The organism is Streptomyces sp. NPDC029151 (genome assembly GCF_055564315.1).
Genome location: NZ_JBVHWQ010000002.1, coordinates 56551 through 81315, shown reverse-complemented (window position 1 = coordinate 81315; position 24765 = coordinate 56551). Strand labels below are relative to the sequence as shown.

General features: G+C 74.3%; 21 protein-coding genes. 6 read left to right on the top strand and 15 right to left on the bottom strand.

Annotation, left to right across the window (positions count from 1 at the left end):
* Window positions 1-4 precede the first annotated feature (4 nt).
* Together ectA and ACZ4VF_RS08090 are read right to left on the bottom strand one after the other, a co-directional pair.
* Entirely contained in the window at window positions 5-523 is a 519-nt protein-coding gene (gene ectA / locus ACZ4VF_RS08095) for a diaminobutyrate acetyltransferase (protein WP_467923864.1), read from the bottom strand.
* A gap of 303 nt (window positions 524-826) precedes the next feature.
* Window positions 827-1927, bottom strand: coding sequence for a pyridoxal-phosphate-dependent aminotransferase family protein (locus ACZ4VF_RS08090; protein WP_467923863.1), 1101 nt, complete (start codon window positions 1925-1927; stop codon window positions 827-829).
* A gap of 149 nt (window positions 1928-2076) precedes the next feature.
* On the opposite strand from ACZ4VF_RS08090, the gene ACZ4VF_RS08085 reads away from it, so the two are divergent.
* The 5 genes from ACZ4VF_RS08085 (at window position 2077) to ACZ4VF_RS08065 (ending at window position 6710) form a co-directional block, all read left to right on the top strand.
* Window positions 2077-2925, top strand: a complete 849-nt coding sequence (locus ACZ4VF_RS08085; protein WP_467923862.1) for a transporter substrate-binding domain-containing protein — start codon at window positions 2077-2079, stop codon at window positions 2923-2925.
* Complete coding sequence (locus ACZ4VF_RS08080) at window positions 2922-3755, top strand: amino acid ABC transporter permease (protein WP_467923861.1); 834 nt, start codon at window positions 2922-2924, stop codon at window positions 3753-3755. The genes ACZ4VF_RS08085 and ACZ4VF_RS08080 overlap by 4 nt, the downstream gene beginning before the upstream one ends.
* Entirely contained in the window at window positions 3752-4546 is a 795-nt protein-coding gene (locus ACZ4VF_RS08075) for an amino acid ABC transporter ATP-binding protein (RefSeq protein ID WP_467923860.1), read from the top strand. The genes ACZ4VF_RS08080 and ACZ4VF_RS08075 overlap by 4 nt, the downstream gene beginning before the upstream one ends.
* Window positions 4547-4564: 18 nt before the next feature.
* Window positions 4565-5656 carry an amidohydrolase family protein gene (locus tag ACZ4VF_RS08070; RefSeq protein ID WP_467923859.1) on the top strand — a complete coding sequence of 364 codons (1092 nt, stop codon included), beginning with the start codon at window positions 4565-4567 and terminating at the stop codon, window positions 5654-5656.
* A gap of 145 nt (window positions 5657-5801) precedes the next feature.
* Window positions 5802-6710, top strand: a complete 909-nt coding sequence (locus ACZ4VF_RS08065; RefSeq protein WP_467923858.1) for an SCO1860 family LAETG-anchored protein — start codon at window positions 5802-5804, stop codon at window positions 6708-6710.
* A 30-nt stretch (window positions 6711-6740) separates the two neighbouring features.
* Here the strand turns inward: ACZ4VF_RS08065 and cobC are convergent, their stop codons facing one another.
* The 6 genes from cobC to cobM are packed head-to-tail and all read right to left on the bottom strand — an operon-like array spanning window position 6741 to window position 13076.
* The gene (gene cobC / locus ACZ4VF_RS08060) at window positions 6741-7847 is read right to left on the bottom strand and encodes an Rv2231c family pyridoxal phosphate-dependent protein CobC (protein WP_467923857.1); all 1107 of its coding nucleotides are present in this window, start codon (window positions 7845-7847) and stop codon (window positions 6741-6743) included.
* Window positions 7837-8754, bottom strand: coding sequence for a sirohydrochlorin chelatase (locus ACZ4VF_RS08055; protein WP_467923856.1), 918 nt, complete (start codon window positions 8752-8754; stop codon window positions 7837-7839). The genes cobC and ACZ4VF_RS08055 overlap by 11 nt, the downstream gene beginning before the upstream one ends.
* Before the next feature lie 8 nt (window positions 8755-8762).
* Window positions 8763-9341 (bottom strand): precorrin-8X methylmutase, encoded by a 579-nt coding sequence (locus tag ACZ4VF_RS08050; RefSeq protein WP_467923855.1) that lies wholly within the window; start codon window positions 9339-9341, stop codon window positions 8763-8765.
* Complete coding sequence (gene cobJ / locus ACZ4VF_RS08045) at window positions 9338-11029, bottom strand: precorrin-3B C(17)-methyltransferase (protein WP_467923854.1); 1692 nt, start codon at window positions 11027-11029, stop codon at window positions 9338-9340. The genes ACZ4VF_RS08050 and cobJ overlap by 4 nt, the downstream gene beginning before the upstream one ends.
* Complete coding sequence (cbiE, locus tag ACZ4VF_RS08040; RefSeq protein WP_467923853.1) at window positions 11026-12261, bottom strand: precorrin-6y C5,15-methyltransferase (decarboxylating) subunit CbiE; 1236 nt, start codon at window positions 12259-12261, stop codon at window positions 11026-11028. The genes cobJ and cbiE overlap by 4 nt, the downstream gene beginning before the upstream one ends.
* On the bottom strand, window positions 12258-13076 hold the full coding sequence (gene cobM, locus ACZ4VF_RS08035) for a precorrin-4 C(11)-methyltransferase (RefSeq protein WP_467923852.1): 819 nt from the start codon (window positions 13074-13076) through the stop codon (window positions 12258-12260). Before cobM ends, cbiE begins: the two co-directional genes overlap by 4 nt.
* Window positions 13077-13158: 82 nt before the next feature.
* Here cobM and ACZ4VF_RS08030 point away from each other — a divergent pair, with 82 nt between their 5' ends.
* Window positions 13159-13887 (top strand): ZIP family metal transporter, encoded by a 729-nt coding sequence (locus tag ACZ4VF_RS08030; RefSeq protein WP_467923851.1) that lies wholly within the window; start codon window positions 13159-13161, stop codon window positions 13885-13887.
* 11 nt (window positions 13888-13898) lie between these two features.
* On the opposite strand, the gene cobI is transcribed toward ACZ4VF_RS08030, so the two are convergent.
* Genes cobI through ACZ4VF_RS07995 form a run of 7 tightly spaced genes read right to left on the bottom strand, consistent with a single transcriptional unit; the run spans window position 13899 to window position 24695 of the window.
* Window positions 13899-14630: a precorrin-2 C(20)-methyltransferase gene (cobI, locus tag ACZ4VF_RS08025; protein WP_467923850.1), complete on the bottom strand. Its 732-nt coding sequence runs from the start codon at window positions 14628-14630 to the stop codon at window positions 13899-13901.
* Window positions 14627-15976, bottom strand: coding sequence for a cobyrinate a,c-diamide synthase (locus ACZ4VF_RS08020; RefSeq protein ID WP_467923849.1), 1350 nt, complete (start codon window positions 15974-15976; stop codon window positions 14627-14629). The genes cobI and ACZ4VF_RS08020 overlap by 4 nt, the downstream gene beginning before the upstream one ends.
* Window positions 15970-16569: a cob(I)yrinic acid a,c-diamide adenosyltransferase gene (gene cobO, locus ACZ4VF_RS08015; RefSeq protein ID WP_467923848.1), complete on the bottom strand. Its 600-nt coding sequence runs from the start codon at window positions 16567-16569 to the stop codon at window positions 15970-15972. The genes ACZ4VF_RS08020 and cobO overlap by 7 nt, the downstream gene beginning before the upstream one ends.
* Complete coding sequence (locus tag ACZ4VF_RS08010; RefSeq protein ID WP_467923847.1) at window positions 16569-18602, bottom strand: putative cobaltochelatase; 2034 nt, start codon at window positions 18600-18602, stop codon at window positions 16569-16571. Before ACZ4VF_RS08010 ends, cobO begins: the two co-directional genes overlap by 1 nt.
* Complete coding sequence (gene cobN, locus ACZ4VF_RS08005) at window positions 18599-22249, bottom strand: cobaltochelatase subunit CobN (RefSeq protein ID WP_467923846.1); 3651 nt, start codon at window positions 22247-22249, stop codon at window positions 18599-18601. The genes ACZ4VF_RS08010 and cobN overlap by 4 nt, the downstream gene beginning before the upstream one ends.
* Window positions 22246-23754: a cobyric acid synthase gene (locus ACZ4VF_RS08000; RefSeq protein WP_467923845.1), complete on the bottom strand. Its 1509-nt coding sequence runs from the start codon at window positions 23752-23754 to the stop codon at window positions 22246-22248. Before ACZ4VF_RS08000 ends, cobN begins: the two co-directional genes overlap by 4 nt.
* Entirely contained in the window at window positions 23751-24695 is a 945-nt protein-coding gene (locus tag ACZ4VF_RS07995; protein WP_467923844.1) for a cobalamin biosynthesis protein, read from the bottom strand. The genes ACZ4VF_RS08000 and ACZ4VF_RS07995 overlap by 4 nt, the downstream gene beginning before the upstream one ends.
* Window positions 24696-24765: the final 70 nt, after the last annotated feature.

Sequence of the window (24765 nt, the reverse complement as noted above, 5' to 3'; positions counted from 1 at the left end):
CTCCTCAGTGGGGGGTGGAGGCGGTCAGCGGGCCGATGCGGTGGAGGACTTCGGGGTCGTGCGGGCCGTCCGGGAACAGGTCGGCGGGGAACAGCAGCTCGCGGCTCACCCGTGCGCCGTGCCGCTCGGCGAACGCGGTGAACAGCCGCTCCGAGGCGGTGTTGCCGGGCGTGATCGTGGTCTCCAGCTCGGTGATCCCGCGTTCGGCGGTGAGCCGGGCGGCCAGCCCGTCCAGCAGCCTGGCGGCGATGCCGCGGCCCCGGTGGGCGGGGTCCACGGCCACCTGCCAGACGAGCAGGGTGCGGGGCCGGTCCGGCCGCAGGTATCCGGTGACGAAGCCGACCGGCTCCCCGTCCGCTCCGCGCGCCACGGCCGAGGTGGCGGCGAAGTCCCGGCACCACAGCACATAGCTGTAGGACGAGTTCAGGTCGAGGGTTTTCGAGTCCTTGGCGAGACGCCAGAGCGCGGCTCCGTCGGTCGGCGCCGGTCGTTCGATGAGCAGGTCTGCGGATGCGGCAGTCATGCGGCACGAATTTAGCGAGGCGAATTCGAAAATGCACGGGAGTGACTCCCGGCGCCGTCGGCCGCCTCGGTGGAATGTCGGAAATGTCCCGTTGCAAACCAGGGCATAACGCCCTGGTTGTGGATTGAGTCACAGCGTGGAAACCACCGGAAACCCGCCTGCAAAGTCCCCTGTTTAGCTCTGCAAAAAGAGGGCAGAAGAAGACGGGAAGCTATCGTCCGGGGAATTGGCGGGAATTGTGAAAGCGAATTGAATTCGAGGGGGAATCGTGGGGGATTCGAAGGGGAGGCCCGCCGGGGGCGACTACTGCCAGGCCTTCTCCACCGCCCGGCGGGCGGCGTTCGGGTCCACCGGCAGGCCCTGCTCCGCGAGCGCCGCGCCCAGCGCCGCCAGGCAGCTGTGCACCACGCCCGGGGCCGCGTCGGGGCCGTAGTGGTTGACGCGGATCATCTCCCTCGCCAGCGCGCCGCCGCCGGCCGCCAGCGGCAGCGTCGGATCCGTCGCCAGGGCGCGGGCCACCAGCTCCGAGGCCACCACCCCGGACGGCACCCGCAGGGTCGTGGCGACCGGCGCCGCGTCCCGCTCCTCGTACACGTACGGCTCCAGGCCCCCGCCCAGCGCCACCGCCCCGGCCCGCGACGCCAGCGCGGCGCGCCGGTGCCGGGCCATCACCGTCTCCAGGCCGTCCGACTCGATCCGCTCCAGACAGGCCTCGAGCGCGAGCATCTCCAGCTGCGCCGGAGCGTGCGGCAGCGCCGTGCGGCCGGCGTCGATCCAGCGCTCCTTCCAGTCCAGCAGGGAGAGGTAGGAGCGGCGCGGGGCGTTCGGGTTGGCGGCCATCCGGGCCCACGCCCGCTCGCTCACCGAGATCGCCGACACCCCCGCCGGGCCGCCCATCGCCTTCTGTGCCCCGATCACGCACAGGTCCACGCCCCAGGCGTCCGGCAGCACCGGCTCGGCGCCCACCGAGGCCACCGCGTCCAGGTAGAAGAGGGCGCCCTGCTCCCGGACCGCCTCGCCGATCTCCGCGACCGGGTTGGTGTTGCCGGTCGCCGCCTCGGCGTGCACCAGCGACACGAAGTCGATCTCCGGGTGCGCGGCGAACGCCTCCCGGACCTGACCGGCGGTCACCGCCGTGTGGAAGGGGACGGGGAGGTCGTACACCGTGGCGCCGGCGTCCCGCAGCCAGTTGCCGAAGGTCTGGCCGTACGGGCCGGTGATCACGTTCAGGGCCACGGTGCCCGGACCGGCCGCCGCGCGGATCGCGCCCTCCAGCGGCAGCAGCGCCTCGCCCTGGGTGATCAGGACGTCCTGCCGGGTGTCCAGCAGCCGGGCCACGCCGTCCTCGATGGCGGCGAAGCGCGCGGCACTCAGCGGGGGCAGGTCGAGGAAGGGGTGGGTCACGGCGGTGCTCTCTTCGCTCTCGGGGGTAGGTCTGGGACGTCGACTCCATCGATCTTAGGTCGAAAGCCTTCGTCACCATGGGTTTGATTTGAGAGACTCAAACCCTTCCTTATAATCGGAAGCCACCGTTCCCCACAGGAGATCTCCCCATGAAAACGCTCGCAGGGCGCCGGACCCGCCTCCTGGCCGCCACCGCCGCGACCGCCGCACTCGCGCTCGCCGTGGCCGGCTGCTCCTCCAGCGACTCGGGGAGCGGCAAGACCACGGTCAAGGGCGTCCACCTGGCCAAGGCCGGCCGGCTCACCACCTGCACCCACCTGCCCTACCCGCCGTTCCAGTCGGAGATCGACGGCAAGGTGCAGGGCTTCGACGTCTCCCTGATCGACCTCGTGGCCAAGGACCTCGGCGTCAAGCAGCAGATCCTCGACACGCCCTTCGAGAACTTCAAGACCGGCGCCTTCCTGAACTCCGGCGAGTGCGACCTGGCCGCCGCCGGCATGACCATCACCGACGAGCGCAAGAAGAACGTCGACTTCTCCGACCCGTACTTCGAGGCCACCCAGGCCGTCCTGGTCGCCAAGAGCAGCGGCCTCACCTCGCTCGCCGACGTCAAGGCCAAGGGCAAGAAGCTCGGCGCCCAGGCGCAGACCACCGGCGAGGACTACGTCAAGGGCAAGGGATACGACCCGATCTCCTTCGAGTCCTCCGACGCCGTCCTCAACGGCCTGCGCACCGGCCAGGTCCAGGCGGTCGTCATCGACTACCCCGTGGTCCAGGGCTGGCTGAAGGACAAGGCCAACGCGGACAAGTTCAAGGTCGTCGACAACCTCAAGACCGGTGAGCAGTACGGCTTCACCGTCAAGAAGGGCAACAAGGCGCTGCTCGACGCCGTCAACAAGGCGATCCGGACCGCCAAGTCCGACGGCACCTACAAGAAGATCTACGAGCAGTGGATCGGCCCCTACGACGCCTCCGTCGCCTCTCCCGCCGCCTCATGACCGATACGGACACAGCTCTCCAGCCGAAGAAAAAGGGACTGACCCGGCGTCGGAAGCGCAGCCTCTCGCGCGGCATCCAGTACGCCGTCTTCGCCGCCGCCGTGATCGCCTTCGCGGTCACGGCGGACTGGGGCCGGCTGCGGAACCAGTTCGCCCAGGCGGACATCGCCAGGCAGATGTTCCCCGACGTCATCACGCTGGCGCTGAAGAACACCGTCCTCTACACGCTGTCCGGCTTCGTCGTCGGCCTCGTCCTCGGCATGGTCATCGCGCTGATGCGGCTGTCCTCCGTGGGCCCCTACCGCTGGCTGGCCGGCGTGTACATCGAGATCTTCCGGGGCCTGCCCGCCCTGCTGATCTTCATCTTCGTCGGCGTGGCCGTCCCGCTCGCCTTCCCCGGCACGGAGATCCCCGGCGGCACCTACGGCAAGGTCGCCCTCGCGCTCGGCCTGGTCTCGGCCGCGTACATGGCGGAGACCATCCGCGCCGGCATCCAGGCGGTGCCCAAGGGACAGATGGAGGCGGCCCGCTCGCTCGGCTTCTCGCCCGCGAAGGCCATGGTCTCCATCATCGTCCCGCAGGCCTTCCGGATCATCCTGCCGCCGCTCACCAACGAACTCGTCTTGCTCTTCAAGGACTCCTCGCTGGTGCTGTTCCTCGGCGTCACCCTGGAGGAGCGGGAACTGTCCAAGTTCGGCCGCGACCTCGCCAGCACCACCGCCAACTCCACGCCGATCCTGGTCGCCGGCCTGTGCTACCTGCTGGTCACCATCCCGCTCAGCTTCGTCGTCCGCCGTATGGAATCCAAGGCCCAGGAGGCGATCCGGTGAGCCGCCCGGAGATCGAGGTCCGCGGACTGCACAAGTCCTTCGGCGACAACGAGGTGCTGCGCGGCATCGACCTGGAGATCGGCCAGGGCGAGGTGGTCTGCGTCATCGGCCCCTCCGGCTCCGGCAAGTCGACGCTGCTGCGCTGCGTGAACCTGCTGGAGGAGCCCACCCGGGGCCAGGTCTTCGTCGGCGGCACCGAGGTGACCGACCCCGACGTCGACATCGACGCCGTACGCCGCCGCATCGGCATGGTCTTCCAGCAGTTCAACCTCTTCCCGCACCTGAACGTCACCGAGAACCTCACGCTGCCGCAGCGCCGGGTCCTCGGGCGGGACAAGGAGACGGCCGCGCGCGTCGCCGCCGAGAACCTCGCCCGCGTCGGCCTCTCCGAGAAGGCGGACGCCTACCCGTCCTCCCTCTCCGGCGGCCAGCAGCAGCGCGTCGCCATCGCCCGCGCGCTCGCCATGGGCCCCGAGGTGATGCTCTTCGACGAGCCGACCTCCGCGCTCGACCCGGAGCTGGTCGGCGACGTCCTCGCCGTCATGCGCCGGCTCGCGCGGGAGGGCATGACGATGATGGTCGTCACCCACGAGATGACCTTCGCCCGCGAGGTCGCCGACCGGGTCGTCTTCATGGACGGCGGCGTGATCGTCGAGGACGGCAGCCCGGAGCGGGTGATCGGCGATCCGCAGCACGAGCGCACCCGGCACTTCCTGTCCCGTCTGCTCGACCCGGCGATGGCCGAGGTGGAGGAGGAGATCTCCGACCAGGTGGGGAAGTTGGAGCCGTAGGTCGTTAAGGTGCGGTGCATGAGCGATGGTGCCGTGCTGCACGTGAAGGGCCGGGTCCTGGCGGGGCCGGACGACGTCCGCGACGAGCTGTGGGTCGTCGGGGGCCGGATCTCCTACGACCGCCCCGCCGGCGCCCGTGACGTGCGGACCGTCACGGGCTGGGCGCTGCCCGGCCTGGTCGACGCGCACTGCCATGTCGGCCTCGACGCGCACGGCCCGGTCGACGCGGGCACCGCCGAGAAGCAGGCGCTCACCGACCGGGACGCGGGCACCCTGCTGATCCGCGACGCGGGCTCGCCTTCGGACACCCGCTGGATCGACGACCGGGCCGACCTGCCGAAGATCATCCGGGCGGGCCGGCACATCGCCCGCACCCGCCGCTACATCCGCAACTACGCCTGGGAGGTCGAGCCGGAGGACCTGGTCGCCTACGTCCGCCAGGAGGCCCGGCGCGGTGACGGCTGGGTCAAGCTGGTCGGCGACTGGATCGACCGCGACCTCGGCGACCTGGCGCCCTGCTGGCCCCGCGAGGCGGTGGAGGCGGCCATCGCCGAGGCCCACCGGCTCGGCGCCCGGGTCACCGCCCACTGCTTCGCCGAGAACTCCCTGCGCGACCTGGTCGAGGCCGGCATCGACTGCATCGAGCACGCGACCGGCCTCACCGAGGACCTGGTCCCGCTGTTCGCCGAGCGGGGTGTCGCGATCGTCCCGACCCTCGTCAACATCGCCACCTTCCCCCAGCTCGCCGACGGCGGCGACAAGAAGTTCCCGCGGTGGTCCGCCCACATGCGCCGGCTGCACGAACGGCGCTACGACACCGTCCGCGCCGCCCACGACGCCGGCATCCCGGTCTTCGTCGGCACGGACGCCGGCGGCTCACTGGCCCACGGGCTCGTCGCCGAGGAGGTCGCCGAGCTGGTCACCGCCGGCATCCCGCCGGTCGAGGCCCTCGCCGCCGGCAGCTGGGCCGCCCGCGCCTGGCTCGGCCGGCCCGGCCTGGAGGAGGGCGCCCCGGCCGACCTCGTGGTGTACGAGGCCGATCCGCGGGCCGACGTACGGGTGCTCGCGGCGCCGCGCCGGGTGGTGCTGAACGGCCGGGTCGTCGAGTAGGTGTGCGCGCCGCACGCCCCCCATTCGAATCGGCGAGCGAGGGATCCACGTTTGGGTGAAGTGGCCCTGGATCGCTGACCGTTCACCCACACCGGGGACAAGGTTGACGGGTCCCAAGCTTGTCCCGTCTGGGGGTCCCACCGCCTTGAACAGCAACAGCTTCCGCATGCCCGCACGCCGTCTCGCCGCGCTCGCGACCGCGACGGCCCTCGCCTCGGCGCCCGTGCTCCTGGGGGGCGCGGGCGCCGCGCACGCGACCGACGCGCACGGTCGCGCCTCCGCCGTCGTGCTCCGCACCGGCCTCGACGTGTCCCTGCTCGACAAGACCGTGAACGTCCCGCTCGCGGTCTCCCTCAACGAGGTCCAGGCCCCTCGGAGCGCCGACCGGACGGCCCTGTCCGCCCGGCTCGACGGCGTCGACGGCGGCCGGCCGTTCACCGTGCTCGGCGCGGACGTCGCCGAGGCGAAGGCCACGGTAACCGCGCGGCGCGCCGAGGGCTCGGTCCGCGTCGCCCACGCCAGGCTGCACGTCCCCGGCCTGCCCCTGCTGTCCCTGATCGAGGCCGACGCGATCACCGCCAGGGCGACCTGCGAGGTCGGCAGGGCACCGGCCGCCTCCGCGAGCGTCCCCGGCGCCGTCACCGTCCTCGGCAAGCGCGTCACCCTGACCGCGGGCGGCCCGACCGAGGTGAAGGTCCCCGGCGTCGGCGAGGTCCGCCTCGACCTCTCCCAGCGGCGCACCACGACCCGCACGGCCGCCGCGACCGCCCTCGAACTCAAGGTCTCCGTCAACCCGTCGAAGCTCAACGTGGCCGACGTGGAGGGCACGCTCACCCTGGCCAAGGCCACCTGCGAGTCGCCGGTGGCCCCGCCCACCGGAAAGCCGGTCCCCGGCCACGACCCGGCCGCCCCCCGCCCCCAGGGCGGAACCACCGCGGCCGGCCTCGCCGAGACGGGCGGCAACCCGGCCACCCCGTACCTCGCGGGCGGCGCACTCGTGCTGCTGCTGGCCGGCGGGGGAGCGGTGGCGGTGGCCCGCCGCCGGAAGAACTGACCGGCCCCCGGCCGCTCCCCGCCCCGCGGGTCACCCCGGGTGGGGAGCGGCCTCCCGGCCCGCTCCGGCGGTGTCGGCGAGCGCGGCCGACAGCGCCGTGAGGAAGCCGTTCGTCGTCGCCCGGTCCCGCACCGCGACCCGCACCCACTCCTCGCCGAGCCCGGGGAACGTGTCCCCCCGCCGCACCGCGTAGCCGAGGTCGCGCAACCGGCGCCGCACCCCGGCCGCCCCCGGCATCCGCACCAGCACGAACGGAGCCTCCGCGGGCTGCGCCACCCCGACCCCGAGGGAGGCGAGCGAGGCCAGCCCGGCCACCAGATGCGCCCGGTCCGCCGCGATGCGATGCGCCGCGTGCCCCGCCTCCGCCAGCGCGCGGGGCGCCACGCAGGCCCGCGCGGCCGCCAGCGCCGGCGTCGACACCGGCCACAGCGGCTGGGCCCGCTCCAGCTCGGCGACGATCTCCGGGGGAGCCAGCACATAGCCGATGCGCAGCCCGGCCAGCCCCCAGGTCTTGGTGAGGCTGCGCAACACCACGAGCCCCGGTACGTCGGTCCGCCCGGCCAGCGTCTGACGCTCACCGGGCACCGCGTCCATGAACGCCTCGTCCACCACCAGCGTCCGGCCCGGGCGGGCGAGGCGGACGATCGCCTCCGCCGGGTGCAGCACCGACGTCGGATTGGTGGGATTGCCGATCACCACCAGGTCGGCGCCCTCCGGCACGGCCGCCGGATCCAGCCGGAACCCGTCCTCCGCCCGCAGCAGCACCCGGTCCACGCTGTGCCCGGCGTCGCGCAGCGCGGCCTCCGGCTCCGTGAACTGCGGGTGGACCACGACCGGCCGGCGGACCTTCAGCGCGCGGGCGAGCAGCACGAACGCCTCCGCCGCCCCCGCCGTCAGCAGCACCCGCTCCACCGGCAGCCCGTGCCGCCGCGCCACCGCCGCCCGCGCGGCCCGCCCGTCCGGGTAGGCCGCGAGGGACGACAGCGAGCCGGCGATCTCCTCCCGCAGCCACCCCGGAGGCGTGTCCGCGCGGACGTTGACGGCGAGGTCGACCAACCCGGCGCCGTCGTCCCGCACCTCGGCGTCCCCGTGGTGCCGCAGATCGGGCCCCGTCCCACCGGACCGCTCAGTGCGCATGGCTGTGCGAGTGCCCGCCGTGGTGGTGATGCCCGTGCCCGTGGTGGTGGCCGTCGTCGTCCGGATGGAAGTGCGGCTGCTGCGGCAGCCCCACCTTGTCCTCGAAGCCCGGCAGCGCGATCCGGTACACGCACGAGTCGCAGTTCATGCGGAGATCACCCTTGACGGCCTCCTCGTACCGCTCCATCACCAGGTCCAGCAGCTCCGGCTCCGGTCCGATGACGTCCGCCGACCGCACGTCCAGGTCCGGGTGCGCCGCCGCCCACTCCCCGGTCTGCTGCCGCACCCGGTCCGGCAGGATGCCGGTGAACAGGAAGTAGGGAAGCACGACGATGCTCCGCGCCCCCAGCGCCGCGCACCGGTCCAGGCCGCTCGGCACGTCCGGCGCCGCGAGCGACACGAACGCCGTCTCCACCCCGCCGTACCCGCGGCCCTCCCACAGCAGCCGCGCCGCCTTGAACACCTCGGCGTTGGCGTCGGGGTCGGTCGAGCCGCGCCCGACCAGCAGCACCGTCACCTCCGAGCGGTCCGTGTCGCCCAGCACCTCCTCCAGCCGCCGCTCCAGCACGTTCAGCAGCGCCGGGTGCGGGCCCAGCGGGCGGCCGTAGGTGTACGAGATGCCCGGGTGCCGCTCCTTCTCGCGGGCCAGCGCGGCCGGGATGTCGCCCTTGGCGTGCCCGGCGGACACCAGCATCAGCGGCACCGCGGCGAACCGGCGTACGCCCTGCTCGACCAGTTCGGCGACGGCCTCGCCCAGCGGCGGCGGGGACAGTTCGATGAAGCCGCCGGCGACGGGCAGCCCGGGGTGGCGGCGTCCCAGCTCCCGGACGAAGTCGCGGAACGCCTCGGCGCCGGCGTCGTCACGGGTGCCGTGTCCGGCGATGAGCAGGGCGGGCGGGGTGGTCACGAGGTCTCCTAGGAGTGCGGAACGGGGTGGTACAGCAGGGCGTTGAGCGCGGCCGACGCGACCGCCGACCCGCCCTTCTCGGACACGTTGCTCACGGCGGGCAGTCCGCTCTCGCGCAGCGCGGCCTTGGACTCGACCGCGCCGACGAAGCCGACGGGCAGGCCGATGACGAGCGCCGGGGCGGCGTCCAGGGTCAGCAGCTCCTCCAGCGCGGTCGGCGCGTTGCCGATCACCCAGAGGGCGCCGGGACCGACCTGCTCGTAGGCGAGCCGGATCGCGTGCGCCGACCGGGTCAGACCCGGACCGGCCACGGCGTCCCGCAGCCGGCAGACGGTCTCCCGCCGGGTGATCCCGGCGGCCACCATCTCGACGTCCACGACCACCGGCGCCCCGGAGTGCAGCGCCGCGTGCGCCGTCTCCAGCTCGCCCTCGTCCATGACGAGGTCGGTCGCGTACTCCAGGTCGGCGGCGGAGTGGATGACCCGCTCCACCACCGCCCGGGTCAGCGGCGGGAAGTGCGAGGTGTCCAGGCGGGCGCGCAGCCGCCGGTAGGACTCCTGCTCGATCGGGTGGACGACGCGGTTCACTGCGCCCCCTCCCGCGATGCCTGCCAGCGGTAGCCACGCGGTGTCACCATGCGCCCGGCGATCTCGCGGGTCGCCGTGTTGCCCACCGTCACGACCGTCATCATGTCGACCGTCGCCGGGTCCAGCGCGGCGAGCGTGGTGACCCGCGCGGACTCGTCCGGCCGGGAGGCGTTGCGGACGACGCCGACGGGTGTCGTCGGCTCCCGGTGCCCGGCGAGGATCGCGAGCGCCTTGGGCAGCTGCCAGTCCCGGCCGCGCGAGCGCGGGTTGTAGAAGGTGACGACGAGGTCCGCCTCGGCCGCCGCGCGCACCCGGCGCTCGATGACCTCCCACGGCGTGTGCAGGTCGGACAGGCTGATGGACACGTGGTCGTGCCCCAGCGGCGCCCCCAGGATCGCCCCGGCGGCCAGCGCGGCCGTCACCCCGGGCACCCCGACCACGTCGATGTCGTCGGACGCCTCGGCCAGCGCCGGGGAGGCCATGGCGTACACGCCCGCGTCCCCGCTGCCGATCAGCGCGACCGCCTGCCCCTTGCGGGCCTCCGCGACCGCCGTACGGGCCCGCTCCTCCTCCGCGCCGAGCCCCGACTCCAGCACCCGGGTGCCGGGCCGCAGCAGGTCGCGGACCTGGTCCACGTACTGGTCGAGCCCGACCAGCACCGAGGCCCGCCGCAGCTCGGCCGCCGCCCGCGGGGTGAGCAGGTCCCGGGCACCGGGCCCGAGCCCGACCACCGCGAGCCGGCCGCGTCCGGGCCGCCGTACCACGGCACAGGTCGCCATGGCCGGCCGTGCCGCCGACTTCCGCTTGGGCACGAGGAGTTCACCGCCCCCCACCAGCGCGGCGGCCTCCGCCACCGACGGGGTGCCGACGGCGGCGAGCGGCGCGTCCGACGGGTTGGGCACCTCGACCGCCGCCAGCTCCTCGGCGGCGTACGTCACCAGGGGCACCCCGAGCCGCTCGGCGGCGGCCAGGATGCCCGGCTCCGCGGCCTTGGCGTCCACGGTGGCCAGCTCGGCGACCGACGCCGGGGACAGCCCCGCCTCCCGCAGCGCCTCCTCGACCAGCGCGAGGACCTCCTCGGCGGGCGCCCCCTTCGACGCGCCCACCCCGACCACCAGCGACGGCGGCCTGAGCAGCACCTCCCGCTCGCCCGCCGGGACGGCGCGGTCGGTGACCCGGATCGTGTACGCCCCCCGCGCCGCGACCGGCAGCGGCGGCAGCGGCCACGCCACCTCCGCCTCCAGCGCCACCGGCTCGCCGTCCAGCAGCGCCCGGGACACCGCGGCGACCGCGCCCTCGCAGGGCAGGCCCAGCGTGTCCAGCCCGGGCAGCCCCACCGAGTCCGTGGCGGTCGTCACCACCGGCTCGGCACCGAGGACCTCGCCGACCTCACGGGCCAGCTCGTTGGCGCCGCCGCCGTGCCCGCCGAGCAGCGACACCGCGAACCGGCCGGCCTCGTCCACGCACACCACGCCCGGGTCGGCCGCCTTGCCGCCGAGCAGCGGCGCCAGCAGCCGTACCACCGCCCCCGTCGCCAGGAAGCACACCACCTGCTCGCACTCGGCGAACGCGGCCCGCACGGCCTCCCCGACGGGACCCTCGTACACCCGCGTACGCTCCGGCCAGGCCGCGGCCAGCCGGTCCCGCGCCGCCGCCCCCGCCGCGGTGGCGGAAATCAGGCCGATCACTGGACTACTCCTTCACTAGGCGCCGGGGTTCTCACGCCCCACAGCAGAAACACAGGATTGGTGGCCGCGAGCCGGGTCACGTCCCCCGGCAGCGGCGTCAGCCGCGAGGCCTGCAACAGCACCCCGTCGCAGGCGAACCCGGCACCGGTCAGCGCCGCGCGGGCCGCCGGCACCCGGTCCAGCGCGGCCATGGCCACCACGACCGTCCGCCGCGCCCGCCGGGCACACGCGGCCACCACGGCGGGCAGCTCCCGGCCCCCGCCGCCGACGAACACCGCGTCCGGATCGCCGGCCAGGCCCTCCAGGGCCCCGGGTGCCGACCCGTGCACCACGTCCACGTCGACGCCGTGGGCGCGCGCGTTGGCCCGGATCCGCCCGACCCCGTCGGCAGCCTTCTCCACGGCGACGACGGCCGCGCCGAGCCGCGCGCACTCCACCGCGACCGAGCCCGAGCCGGCACCCACGTCCCACACCAGGTCCCCGAGGCGCGGCCCCAGCCGGGCCAGGGCGAGCGCCCGCACCTCGAACTTGGTGATCATCGAGTCCCGGTGGGCGAAGGCGTCCTCCGCCAGCGCCCACCCGGCCGGCGCCCCGGGCACCCCGGCGACCGTCCGCACCGCACCGAGCGCCCGCGCCTCGTCCAGGCACAGCACCACGCTCACCGCCGTACCCCAGTCCCGGGCCGCCGCCTCCGCGGGCGTCACCCGCTCCACGCGCTCCCGCTCCGGGTCGCCGAGGGCGCTCGCCACCACCAGCACCCGGTCCCGCGGCACCGCGGCCCCCAGCTCGGCGGGCCCGGCGCCCGGACCGGTCAGCACCGCCACCTTCGGCCGGGCCCGGCACACGTTCACCGCCGTGCGCAGCTCCCGGCCGTGCGCGCTGACCACGACCGCGTCGTCCCAGGGCAGCCCGATCCGGGCGAAGGCGGCGGCCACCGAGGACACCCCCGGCCGCACGTCCAGCAGCCCGGAACCGAACCGTTCGGCCAGCACCCGCACGATCCCGAAGAACCCCGGGTCCCCGGAGGCCAGCACGACCACCGGCAGCTCCTTGCCGACGTACTCGGCCACCGTGTCCAGGGCGGGGGCCAGCGGCCCGAGCACCACCCGCTCCGCCCCGTCCGGCAGCCGCACGGCGTCCAGGTGCCGCCGTCCGCCGACCACCAGCGCGGCCCCGGCGAGGACGTCCGCGGGCACCGGCGCCCCCGTCCCCGTACCGACGACCGTGATCAACTCTTCGCCCTCTGCTCGCGCAGCGCCCGCCGCGCCTCGGGGTCGGCCTTGCGGTAGCCGTGGAAGTGACCGGGGTGGTACAGGTGCGAGCGCGTCCCGTGGGCGTCCAGCGCCGGGCCGACCAGGAACAGCGTGTGCTTCCAGAGCCGGTGCTCCTTGACCGTCTCCTCCAGCGTGCCGATCGTGCACTTCACGACCAGCTCCTCCGGCCAGGTCGCCTGGTACGCGACGACGACCGGCGTGTTCGTGGGGTAGCCGCCCTCCAGCAGCTCCCGCACCAGCTGCCCGCTGCGCGCCGCCGACAGGAAGACCGCCATGGTGGTGCCGTGGCGGGCGAACTCGCGCACCTCCTCACCGGGCGGCATCGGCGTCTTGCCGCCGCCCAGCCGGGTCAGCACCACCGACTGCGCGACCTCCGGAATCGTCAGCTCGCGCTGCGCCAGCGCGGCCACCGCGGAGAACGAGGACACCCCGGGCACGACCTCGGTCGCGATGCCGATCTCCCGGCAGCGGTCCAGCTGCTCCTGCGTGCCGCCCCACAGCGCCGGGTCACCGGAGTGGATCCGGGCCACCCGCAGCCCCTCCTCGGAGGCGCGCCGGTACACCGCGACGACGTCCTCCAGCGACATCGTCGCCGAGTCCAGGACCTCGGCGTCCTCGCGCGCGTGGTCGAGGACCTCGGCCTGGACCAGGCTCGCGGCCCAGATCACGACGTCGGCCTCGGCGATGGCCCGCGCGGCACGGAACGTCAGCAGGTCGGCGGCGCCGGGGCCGGCACCGACGAAGGTCACCTTGCCGGTGGTGGCATCGGCCATGGGAATCGGTCCTCTCCTACGAGTACTGCGGTTGTGGCTGTCGGACGTGCGGGAACGCGGGTGGATCCGATAGCAAGGGGCTATGGCGGTCTTCGTCGCGCTCGGCGCGTTCCTCATGACGCTGGCCGGCGGCTGGACGGCACAGCGCGTGACCGACCGCCGCCACCTGGTGCTGGGCCTGGCCGGCGGGCTGATGCTGGGCGTGGTCGGCCTGGACCTGCTGCCGGAGGCCCTCCGGGCAGCGGGCACCGAGGTCTACGGCGTCCCGGCCGCGCTCCTGCTGTTCGTGGCCGGCTTCCTCCTCGCCCATCTGGTGGAACGCCTGCTGGCGGCCCGCCGCGCCGCGCACGGCGCCGCCGAACACGACCACAGGGCCCCGGAGGTGGGTCTGACGGCGGCCGCGGCGATGGTGGGGCACAGCCTGATGGACGGCGTGGCGATCGGCGCGTCCTTCCAGGTGGGCGGCGGCATGGGCACCGCGGTCGCGCTCGCCGTCATCGCCCACGACTTCGCGGACGGCTTCAACACCTTCACCCTCACCAGCCTCTACGGCAACGACCGCCGCAAGGCCCTCGCCATGCTCCTCGCGGACGCCGTCGCCCCCGTCGCCGGAGCCGCCGCGTCCGCGTTCCTCACCGTCCCCGAGGGCCTCCTCGGCGGCTATCTCGGCCTCTTCGGCGGCGCCCTGCTCTACCTCGCCGCGGCCGAGATCCTCCCCGAGGCCCACCACGACCACCCCGCCCGCTCCACCCTGCTGTGCACGGTCGCGGGCGCGGCGTTCATCTGGCTGGTGGTGGGCGTCACCGGCTGACCCGGGCGCAGTCACAGCTTCCCGCCCCGTCCGCCGTCGCGCCGCGGGGGCGCGATCAGCGTCGACAGGTACGGCAGGGCCGCCCCGTCCAGCTCGGCGGCCGGCCGCACCGACTCCTCCGGCAGCCCGAGCGCCGACCCCCACACGGCGTCCCCGAGCCGCCCCGTCTCCCGCAGCGCCTGAGCCACCTCGGCGGCCTGCCGCCCGAACTTGTACGCCACGACCGTCCCCGGCCCGGCCAGCGCCTCCTTCAGCACCGCCGACCCGGCGGTCACCGGTACGAGGGTGAGCGGCTCGGTCCCCTCGGTCAGCACGGCACCCGAACGCGCCGCGAGATCCTGCATGGCGGTGATCCCCGGCACCGTCTCCACGACGACACCCGGCACCAGCTCCCCGATGGTCTGCGCGAGATAGGTGAACGTCGAGTACACGTTGGGATCGCCGATGGTGGCGAAGGCGACCGTGCCGTGCTCCCGCAGCAGCCCGGCGACCCGCTCGCCCGCCGCGTCCCAGGCGGCCTCCCGCCGCGCCCGGTCCGTCCGCTCGTTCAGCGCGAACACCACCCGGACGACCTTGTCCCCGGGCACGTAGTGCGACACGGTCGCCTCGGCCCGGCCCCGCTCACCGGTGTCCATCACGGGTACGACGACGACATCGGCGGCCCGCAGCGCGTTGACCCCCTTGACGGTCACCAGCTCCGGATCCCCGGGACCGACCCCTACCCCGATCAGCCTGCTGCTCATGACGTCCGGCACCTCTCGACGAACCGACGGGCGACACCGGGCCGGGACGCCCAGTGCGTGTGCAGATAGCTCGCGTGCACGCCCTGCTGTACAAAACCTTCGACCCGCCGGGCCGGGCCCCGCACACCCCAGGCGGGAGCGGCACCGGCACCCGGCTCGACGACGGTGCGATGGAACTCGTGCCCCCGCATCCGCGTCCCGGCCTCCGCCAGCACACTGTCGCCGACGGCCACGGCGTCCCGGTAGCCGAGGGTCAGCCGATCGGACATCCGCGCGGTCGCGTCCAGCACCCCGCACATGGGCTGCCCGTCCAGCTCGCGGCAGAGGTAGAGCAGCCCGGCGCACTCGGCGGCGACCGGCGCACCGGAGCCGGCCAGTTCGGCGACGGCCCTGCGCAGGGGCTCGTTGGCGGACAGCTCCTGGACGTACACCTCCGGGAACCCGCCCCCGACGACCAGCCCCGCCGTCCCCTCGGGCAGCCGCTCGTCCCGGAGCGGATCGAAGGTGACGACCTCGGCCCCGGCGGCGGTGAGCAGCTCGGTGTGCTCGGCGTAGGAGAAGGTGAAGGCGGACCCGCCGGCGACGGCGACCACCTCACGGGTCGTCGCCGCGGTGACGGGCGGTTCCCAGGCGGCGCACGACAGCGTTCCCGCGCTCCGCGCCAGTGCGAGCAGAGCTTCCAGGTCGCATCCGCGCTCCACCTGCGCGGCCATCTCCGCCACCGCGTCCACGGCGTCGGACCGCCGCTCGGCCACCGGCACCAGCCCCAGGTGCCGGGACGGCGTGTCCACCCGGGGAACCCTGCGCAGCGCGCCCAGCACCGGCACCCCGGCCGAGTCCAGTGCCTCCCGCAGCAGCTCCTCGTGCCGGTCCGAGGCGACCTTGTTCAGGATCACGCCCCCGACCCGCACCCGCGGGTCCCAGGAAGCGAACCCGTGCACCAGCGCGGCCACCGACCGCGACTGCGAGGACGCGTCCACGACGAGCACGACCGGAGCCCCCAGCAGCTTGGCGACGTGCGCGGTGGACGCCAGCTCGCCCTCGCCGGCGGCCCCGTCGTACAGCCCCATCACACCCTCGACCACGGCGAGGTCGCACCCCCGCGCCCCGTGCAGGAACAGCGGAGCGATCAGCTCCGGTCCGCACAGGTACGCGTCCAGGTTGCGTCCCGTCCGCCCGGTCGCGAGGGCGTGGTACCCGGGGTCGATGTAGTCCGGCCCGACCTTGTGCGGGGACACGGCGAGCCCCCGCGCGGCGAACGCGGCCATCAGCCCCGTGGCGACGGTGGTCTTGCCGCTGCCCGAGGAGGGCGCGGCGACGACCAGCCGGGGGACGGAGGTCACCACTCGATGCCCTTCTGGCCCTTCTGCCCCACGTCCATGGGGTGCTTGACCTTGGACATGTCGGTGACGAGGTCGGCGAGGTCCACCAGCTTCTCCGGCGCGTTCCGCCCGGTGATCACCACGTGCTGGGTACCGGGCCGGTTCCGCAGCACCTCCACGACCTCGTCGGTGTTGACCCAGCCCCAGTGCATCGGGTACGCGAACTCGTCCAGCACGTACAGCCGGTACGTCTCGGCGGCCAGGTCACGCTTGACCTGCTCCCAGCCCTCGCGGGCCTTCTCCTCGTTGTCCATCTGCGCGTCACGCTGGACCCACGACCAGCCCTCGCCCATCTTGTGCCAGTCGACGGTGCCGCCCTCGCCGGAGGCGCCGAGCACCCGCAGCGCGTTCTCCTCGCCGACCTTCCACTTCGCCGACTTGACGAACTGGAACACCCCGATGGGCCACCCCTGGTTCCAGGCGCGCAGCGCGAGTCCGAACGCGGCGGTGGACTTGCCCTTGCCGACGCCCGTGTGCACGACGACCAGCGGACGGTTGCGGCGCTGACGGGTCGTCAGGCCGTCGTCCGGTACGACACTCGGCTGTCCCTGCGGCATTACGCGGCCCTCCTGCTCTGCATCCCCTTCACGAGCCCGGCGATCGAGTCCGCACGCAGCTCGTCCAGCGTCACGGCCGTCCCGCCCAGCTCACCCGCGAGCTTCCCGGCCAGCCCCAGCCGCACCGGCCCCGACTCGCAGTCCACGACCACGGAGGCGACCCCCTCGGCCGCGAACAGCCCGGCGGCCCGGGAGGCGAGCAGCAGCGGCTCCGGACCACCGGTGGCCCGCCCGTCCGTCACCACGACCACCAGCGGCCGCCGCGCCGGGTCCCGCAGCCGCTCGACTCGCAGCACCTCGTGCGCCCTGAGCAGCCCGGCCGCGAGCGGCGTACGCCCCCCGGTCGGCAGCGACTCCAGCCGTACGGCGGCGGCGTCGACGGACGAGGTCGGCGGCAGCGCGACCTCGGCCGCCGCCCCCCGGAACGTCACGAGCCCCACCTTGTCCCGCCGCTGGTACGCGTCCAGCAGCAGCGACAGCACGGCCCCCTTGACGGCGCTCATCCGCTGCCGTGCGGCCATCGACCCGGAGGCGTCCACGACGAACAGCACGAGGTTCCCCTCGCGCCCCTCCCGGGTGGCCTGCCGCAGATCGTCCCGGCGCACGACCAGTCCCGGTCCGGACCGGCCGCGCGCCCGCTGGTGCGGCGCGGCGGCCTGCACGGTCGCCGCCAGGTGCAGCTTGGTCAGCGCCCCCTGCGGCCGGCGGGCCCCCGTGGTCCGCCCGTGCTCGGTCCGGGCCCGGGACCGCCGGCCGGCCGCGCCCTCACCGATGCCGGGCACGCTCAGCACCCTGGTCCGGAACGGCTCGGCGGACCGCACGGCCGACTGCTCCTGCCCGCCGGACGCCTGCGGCCGGCCGCCCTCACCGGCCTCGGGCCGGGCGGCATCGCCCCCGTCGCCCTGCGGGCCGGGGTCGGGCTGCGGCCGTCCACCGCCGCCGCCGGGACCGTCCGGGTCGGGATCCTCGTCGCCGTCCCCGTCGTCGCCGCCGTCCCCGTCGTTCCCGCGGTCCTCGTCGTCCCCGGCGAACTGCTCCAGCGTCTCGTCCAGCTTGTCCTCATCCAGACCCGGCGCGTCGAACGGGTTCCGCCGCCGCCGGTGCGGCAGCGCCAGCAGCGCCGCCTGCCGCACGTCCTCGGCGAGCACATCGGTCCGCCCGGCCCACGCGGCCAGCGCGGTGGCGGTCCGCGCCATGACGATGTCGGCGCGCATGCCGTCCACCTCGAAGGCCGCACAGGTCGCCGCGATCTGCTTCAGCGCACCGTCGCCCAGCCGCACCGAGGGCAGCAACGCCCGTGCGGCGACGATCCGCTGCCGCACGGCGGCCTCCTCGTCGGCCCAGCGGGCGGCGAAGGCGGTGGGGTCGTCGTCGTACGCCAGCCGGCGCCGGACGACCTCCACCCGCTGCTCCGGCTCCCGCGAGGCCGCGACCTCCACGGTGAGCCCGAACCGGTCCAGCAACTGCGGCCGCAGCTCGCCCTCTTCCGGGTTCATGGTGCCGACGAGCAGGAACTTCGAGGCGTGCCGCACGGACACCCCCTCGCGCTCCACGTACGAGGCCCCCATCGCCGCCGCGTCCAGCAGCAGGTCCACCAGGTGGTCGTGGAGGAGGTTGACCTCGTCGACGTAGAGGATCCCGCGGTGCGCGTCGGCCAGCAGGCCCGGTTCGAAGGCCTTCACGCCCTCCGCGAGCGCCCGCTCGATGTCCAGCGCGCCGACCAGCCGGTCCTCGGAGGCGCCGACGGGCAGTTCGACCATCCGCGCGGGCCGCTCGGTGCCGTTGCCCGCCTCGTGCGGGCCGTCCGGGCACGAGGGATCGGGCGAGGCCGGGTCGCACGAGAACCGGCACCCGGGCACGACGGCCACCGGGGGCAGCAGCGCCGAGAGCGCCCGCACCGCCGTCGACTTGGCGGTGCCCTTCTCACCGCGCACCAGCACGCCGCCGACCGCCGGCGACACGGCGTTCAGCAGCAGCGCGAGCCGCAGGTCGTCCTGGCCGACGACGGCCGTGAACGGGAACGGGGTGGTCACTGGTCGCCCTCCAAGTCGCCTTCCAGTTCCAGGTAGGTGGCGCGCAGCCGCTCCAGCGTGTCCGCGTCCGGCTCCGCCCACAGCCCGCGGTCCGCCGCCTCCAGCAGGCGCTCGGTGATGCCGCGCAGCGCCCACGGGTTGGACTTCTTCATGAAGTCCCGGTTCTCCGGGTCGAAGACGTACTCCGCGCTCAGCTTCTCGTACATCCAGTCGTCGACCACGCCCGCCGTCGCGTCGTAGCCGAACAGGTAGTCCACGGTCGCCGCCATCTCGAAGGCGCCCTTGTAGCCGTGCCGGCGCATGGCCGCCATCCAGCGCGGGTTGACCACGCGGGCCCGGAACACCCGGTGGGTCTCCTCGCCCAGCGTCCGGGTCCTCACCTGGTCCGGCACGGCCGAGTCGCCCACGTACGCCTCAGGGTTGGCGCCCGTCAGGTGCCGCACCATGGCGACCATGCCACCGTGGTACTGGAAGTAGTCGTCGGCGTCGACCAGGTCGTGCTCACGCGTGTCGACGTTCTTCGCCGCCACCGCGATCCGCCGGAACGCCGTCTCCATGTCCCCGCGCGCCGCCCGCCCGTCGAGTCCGCGCCCGTAGGCGTAGCCGCCCCAGACGGCGTACACCTCGGCCAGGTCGGCGTCGCTGCGCCAGTTCCGGGCGTCGATCAGCGGCAGCAGACCCGCGCCGTACGCCCCCGGCTTCGAGCCGAAGATACGGGCCGTCGCGCGCCGCCGGTCACCGTGCTCGGCCGCGTCCTCGTCCACGTGCGCACGCACGTAGTTGGACTCGGCAGGCTCCTCCAGCTCCGCCACCGCCCGTACCGCGTCGTCGATCAGCCCGACCACGTGCGGGAACGCGTCCCGGAAGAATCCGGAGATGCGGACGGTGACGTCGATGCGCGGGCGCCCCAGCTCCGCCAGGGGAACCACCTCGAAGCCCGTCACCCGCCGCGAGGCCTCGTCCCACACCGGGCGGCAGCCCAGCAACGCGAGGATCTCGGCGATGTCGTCGCCCTGGGTGCGCATCGCGGACGTGCCCCAGACCGTCAGGCCCACGGACTTCGGGTACGCGCCGGTGTCCTGGAGGTAGCGTGCGACCAGCGAGTCCGCCAGCGACTGGCCGACCTCCCAGCTCAGCCGGGACGGAATGGCCTTGGGGTCGACCGAGTAGAAGTTCCGGCCCGTCGGCAGGACGTTGACCAGACCGCGGGTCGGGGAACCCGACGGGCCGGCCGGGACGTAGCCGCCGTCCAGGGCCCGCAGGATGTGCCCGATCTCGTCCGTGGTCCGCGCCAGACGCGGTACGACCTCCTCGCACGCGAACTCCAGCACCGCGACCGCCTCGGGGAGTTCAGCGCCGAGCGCGCCCCGCAGGACCGCCGGGACGACCGCGCGGTCCCACGCCCGCGCCTCCATCTCCTCGGCGATCCGCCGGCACAGCTGCTCCAGCAGGTCGATCGCGTCGGACGCGGTCCGCGCGGGACCGTCGACCAGGTCCGTCAGCTCCACCGGCACCTTCACCGGGGCACCCGGCTCGGCCAGCAGCTCCTTCTCCACCAGCCCGAAGTGGGCCGCCAGCGAGGCCCGCAGGCCGGGGAGCGCGTTCGCCCGGCCGCCCCACACCTGCGAGGCGCGCAGCACGGCCAGGACCAGGTTGACCCGTGGTTCGCCGGCCGGGCCGCCGCCCAGGATGTGCAGCCCGTCGCGGATCTGCACGTCCTTGATCTCGCACAGGTAGCCGTCGATATGCATGACGAACTCGTCGAACGCGTCGTCGTCCGGCTGCTCGTCCACGTGCAGGTCGTGGTGCAGCTCGGCCGCCTTCACCAGCGTCCAGATCTGGGCGCGGACGGCCGGCGCCTTCGCCGGATCCAGGTCGGAGACGAGCGCGTACTCGTCCAGCAGCTGCTCCAGCTTGGCCAGGTCGCCGTAGGTGTCGGCGCGCGCCATCGGCGGCACCAGGTGGTCGACCACCGTGGCGTGCCCGCGCCGCTTGGCCTGGGTGCCCTCGCCGGGGTCGTTGACGATGAACGGGTAGATCAGCGGCAGGTCGCCGAGGACGGCGTCCGGCGCGCAGCCGGCGCCCAGTCCGAGGCCCTTGCCCGGCAGCCACTCCATCGTGCCGTGCTTGCCCATGTGCACGATCGCGTCGGCGCCGAAGGAGTGGTCCAGCCACCGGTACGCCGCCATGTAGTGGTGCGACGGCGGCATGTCCGGGTCGTGGTAGATCGCGATCGGGTTCTCGCCGAAACCGCGCGGCGGCTGGATCATCACGACGACGTTCCCGAACCGGAGGCTGGCCAGCACGATGTCGTCGCCGTCCACGTAGAGGCCGCCCGGCGGCTCGCCCCACGCCTCGGTCATCGCGTCCCGCAGCCCGGGGTCGAGTTTCTCGAACCAGGCCCGGTAGTCGGCCAGCGGCACCCGCGCGGGCGCGGCGGCCAGCTGGTCCTCCGTCAGCCACTCGACGTCGTGGCCGCCGGCCTCGATGAGGCGGTGGATCAGCTCGTCGCCGCCGGACGGGTACTCGGTGAGCCCGTACCCGGCGTCCCGCAGCGCGTCCAGCACCCGTACCGCCGACGCGGGCGTGTCCAGGCCGACCGCGTTGCCGACCCGGGAGTGCTTGGTGGGGTACGCGGTGAAGACCAGGGCGACCTTCTTCTCGGCGTTCGGCTTGTGGCGCAGCCGGGCGTGCCTGACGGCGATCCCGGCCACGCGGGCGGCCCGCTCGGGGTCGGCGACGTACACCGGCACGTCGTCGGGGCCCTGCTCCTTGAAGGAGAACGGCACGGTGATCAGCCGGCCGTCGAACTCCGGGATCGCCACCTGCATCGCCGCGTCCATCGGGGACAGGGCCGCGTCGGACTCCTCCCACGCGGCCCGCGAGGAGGTGAGGCAGAGCCCCTGCAGCACGGGGACGTCCAGGTCGGCGAGCGCGCCGACGTCCCAGGACTCCTCGTCGCCGCCCGCCGACGCCTGCGAGGCGTGCGTGCCGCCGGCCGCCAGCACGGTGGCCACCAGCGCGTCGGCACGGCCCAGCAGCTCGTACAGCCCGGCGTCCGCGCCGCGCAGCGAACCGCAGTACACCGCGAGGGCGTTGGCGCCCTGCGCCTCGATCGCCTCGCACAGGGTGTCCACGAAGGCGGTGTTGCCGCTCAGTTCGTGCGCCCGGTAGAACAGCACGCCCACGGTCGGCCGGCCGTCGACGACGGTACGGTCGCCGTGGACGCCGAACTCCGGCATCTTCCGCGGCTCCTCGAAGCCCTCACCCGTCAGCAGCACGGTGTCCGACAGGAACCGGGACAGCTCCAGCAGGTTCGCGGGACCGCCCTCGACCAGGTACTTCAGCGCCTCCGCGACCACACCGGCCGGCACCGACGACTCCGCCATCAGCTCGGCGTCCGGCACGGTCTCGCCGCCCAGCAGCACGGTCGGGATGCCGGACGCCTTCAGCGCGGCCAGCCCGTCCTCCCAGGCCCGCTTGCCGCCCAGCAGCCGTACGACGGCCAGGTCCGCGCCCTCGATCAGGCCCGGCAGCTCTCCGGCGACGTCGACCCGGGTGGGGTTGCCGATGCGGTAGCCGGCGCCGGAGGCCCGGGCCGCCAGCAGATCCGTGTCGGCGGTCGACAACAACAACACTGTGCTCATGCGGGCGCTCCCGGTGGAATGAAAGGCAGTCCTTGCGGCGCGCCCGACTCGATGAGCCGCCACAGCGCGTCCGTGTCCGCGTGCTGTTCGATGAGGTCGCCGAGCCGGTCGAGCTGCTCCTCGCGCAGCGCGGCGAAGGAGGTGTCCGGCGCGGGCACGAAACGGCGGCCCGCGGCGGCGGCCACCTCGCGCAGGAAGGCCCGGCGGAACCCGTCCGACTCCAGCGAGCCGTGCCAGTGCGTGCCCCAGGTCTGGCCGACCCGGCAGCCGTCCAGGAAGGGTTCGCCGCCCTCGACGGTGGCCACCCCGTGGTGGATCTCGTAGCCGTCGACCCGCTCGCCGAGGGCCTCGCCGCTGGGCCGGGTGAGGGTCTTCTCGCGGGCGAAGCGCACCCGGACCGGCAGCACGCCGAGACCCGGGACGGCTCCGGCGCGGGACTCGACCTCGTCCTCGATGTGCTCGCCGAGGATCTGGAAGCCGCCGCAGACCCCGAGGACGGGACGCTGTTCGGCGGCCCGCCGTACCAGCGCGTCCGCGAGCCCGCGCTCGCGCAGCCACTCCAGCGCCCGTACGGTCCCGCGCGTGCCCGGGACCACGACGAGGTCGGCGTCCGCCAGCTCCTCCGGCCGGTCCACGAACCGCACCACGACCCCCGGTTCGGCGGCCAGCGCGTCCACGTCGGTGAAGTTGGACATCAGCGGGATCGCGCACACGGCGACCCGCAGCACGTCCTCGCCGACGGGCGGGGTCACGGTGGACTCCCGGACGGTGCCGCGCAGGGAGACGCGCAGACCGTCCTCCTCGTCGATGCCGAGCCCGTGCCGGAAGGGCAGTACCCCGTAGGTCCGCCGCCCGGTCAGGTCCCGGAGCATGTCCAGCCCCGGCTCCAGCAGGGAGACATCGCCCCGGAACTTGTTCACCAGGAACCCGGCGACCAGTTCCTGGTCCTCGGGGGAGAGCAGGGCGACGGTACCGAAGAAGGAGGCGAACACGCCCCCGCGGTCGATGTCGCCGACGACGAGCACGGGCAGCCGCGCGTTGCGTGCGACGCCCATGTTGACGATGTCCGTCCGCCGGAGGTTGATCTCGGCCGGACTGCCCGCCCCCTCACAGATCACCGCGTCATACGTGCCCCGCAACTCGGCCAGGCAGTCCAGCACCGTGCCCAGCAGCCGCTGCTGGCGCCCGCCGTGGTACCCGCGTGCGCTCAGCTCGCCCACCGGCTTGCCCAGCAGCACCACCTGGCTGCTCTGCTCGCCGCCGGGCTTGAGCAGCACCGGGTTCATCAGCGCGGTCGGCTCGATCCGGCAGGCCTGCGCCTGCATCGCCTGCGCCCGGCCGATCTCGGCGCCCTCGCGCGTGACGAACGAGTTCAACGACATGTTCTGCGCCTTGAACGGCGCGACCTTCACCCCCTGGCGTACCAGCCAGCGGCAGATGCCGGCCGTCACGACGCTCTTGCCGGCGTCGGAGGTGGTGCCGGCGACGAGGAGACCACCGTTCACTTCCCGCGTCCTTTCAGCAGCCGGCGTGCGGCGAGCGTGCCGGCGAGGGCGAGCAGGCCGACGCGGCGGGAGAGCCGTACGGCCCGGTCGATGTCGCAGACCTGGACCGGCCGCCCGCCGGCGCCGTTGAGGACGGGCCGGTGCTCGACCCGCCCTCCGTAGGAGAGCGTCCCGCCCAGGCGTACGCCGAGGGCGCCCGCGAAGGAGGCCTCCACGGGACCGGCGTTGGGGCTCGGGTGCCGGCGCGCGTCGGCCTTCCAGGCGCGCAGCGCACCCCGCGGATCGGGTCCGGCCGCGGCGGCGAGTACGGCGGTCAGCCGGGCCCCCGGCCAGCCGGCGACGTCGTCGAGGCGGGCGGAGGCCCAGCCGAAGCGCCGCAGGCGGGGGGACTTGTGGCCGACCATCGCGTCCAGGGTGTTGACCGCCCGGAACCCGAGGAGCCCCGGGACCCCCGCGACGGCACCCCAGACGAGGGCGCCGACGACGGCGTCCGAGGTGTTCTCGGCGACCGACTCGACCACGGCCCGGGCGACACCGTCGGCGTCCAGCGCCTGCGGGTCCCGGCCGCACAGGTGGGGCAGCCGGGCCCGGGCGGCGTCGATGTCCCCGGCCTCCAGGGCGCGCCCGATGGCGCGGGCCTCGCGGGCGAGCGAGGTGCCGCCGACGACGGCCCAGGTGGCGGCGGCGGTCAGCGCGACGGAGGCGGTGGGGGAGGGGCGTACGGCGCGTGCGGCGAGTGCGCCGAGCGCGACGGCGCCACCGGCGCACACCGTGGTGTGCAGGGCGCCCCAGCCGCGGTGGTCGTGCCACAACGCGCCTTCCACGGCCCCGGCCGCCCGTCCGAAAGCAGCGACCGGATGTCCGCGGCGGGGATCGCCGAGGAGCAGGTCGCCGAGGACGCCGGCGGCGGCGCCGTACGCGTACGTGCGATCGGCACCCATCGGCTCAGCCGGCCGTGGGCACAGGAACGGGCCCGACAGGCCTGGTGCTGGTCCTCGATCGGCAGCCGAG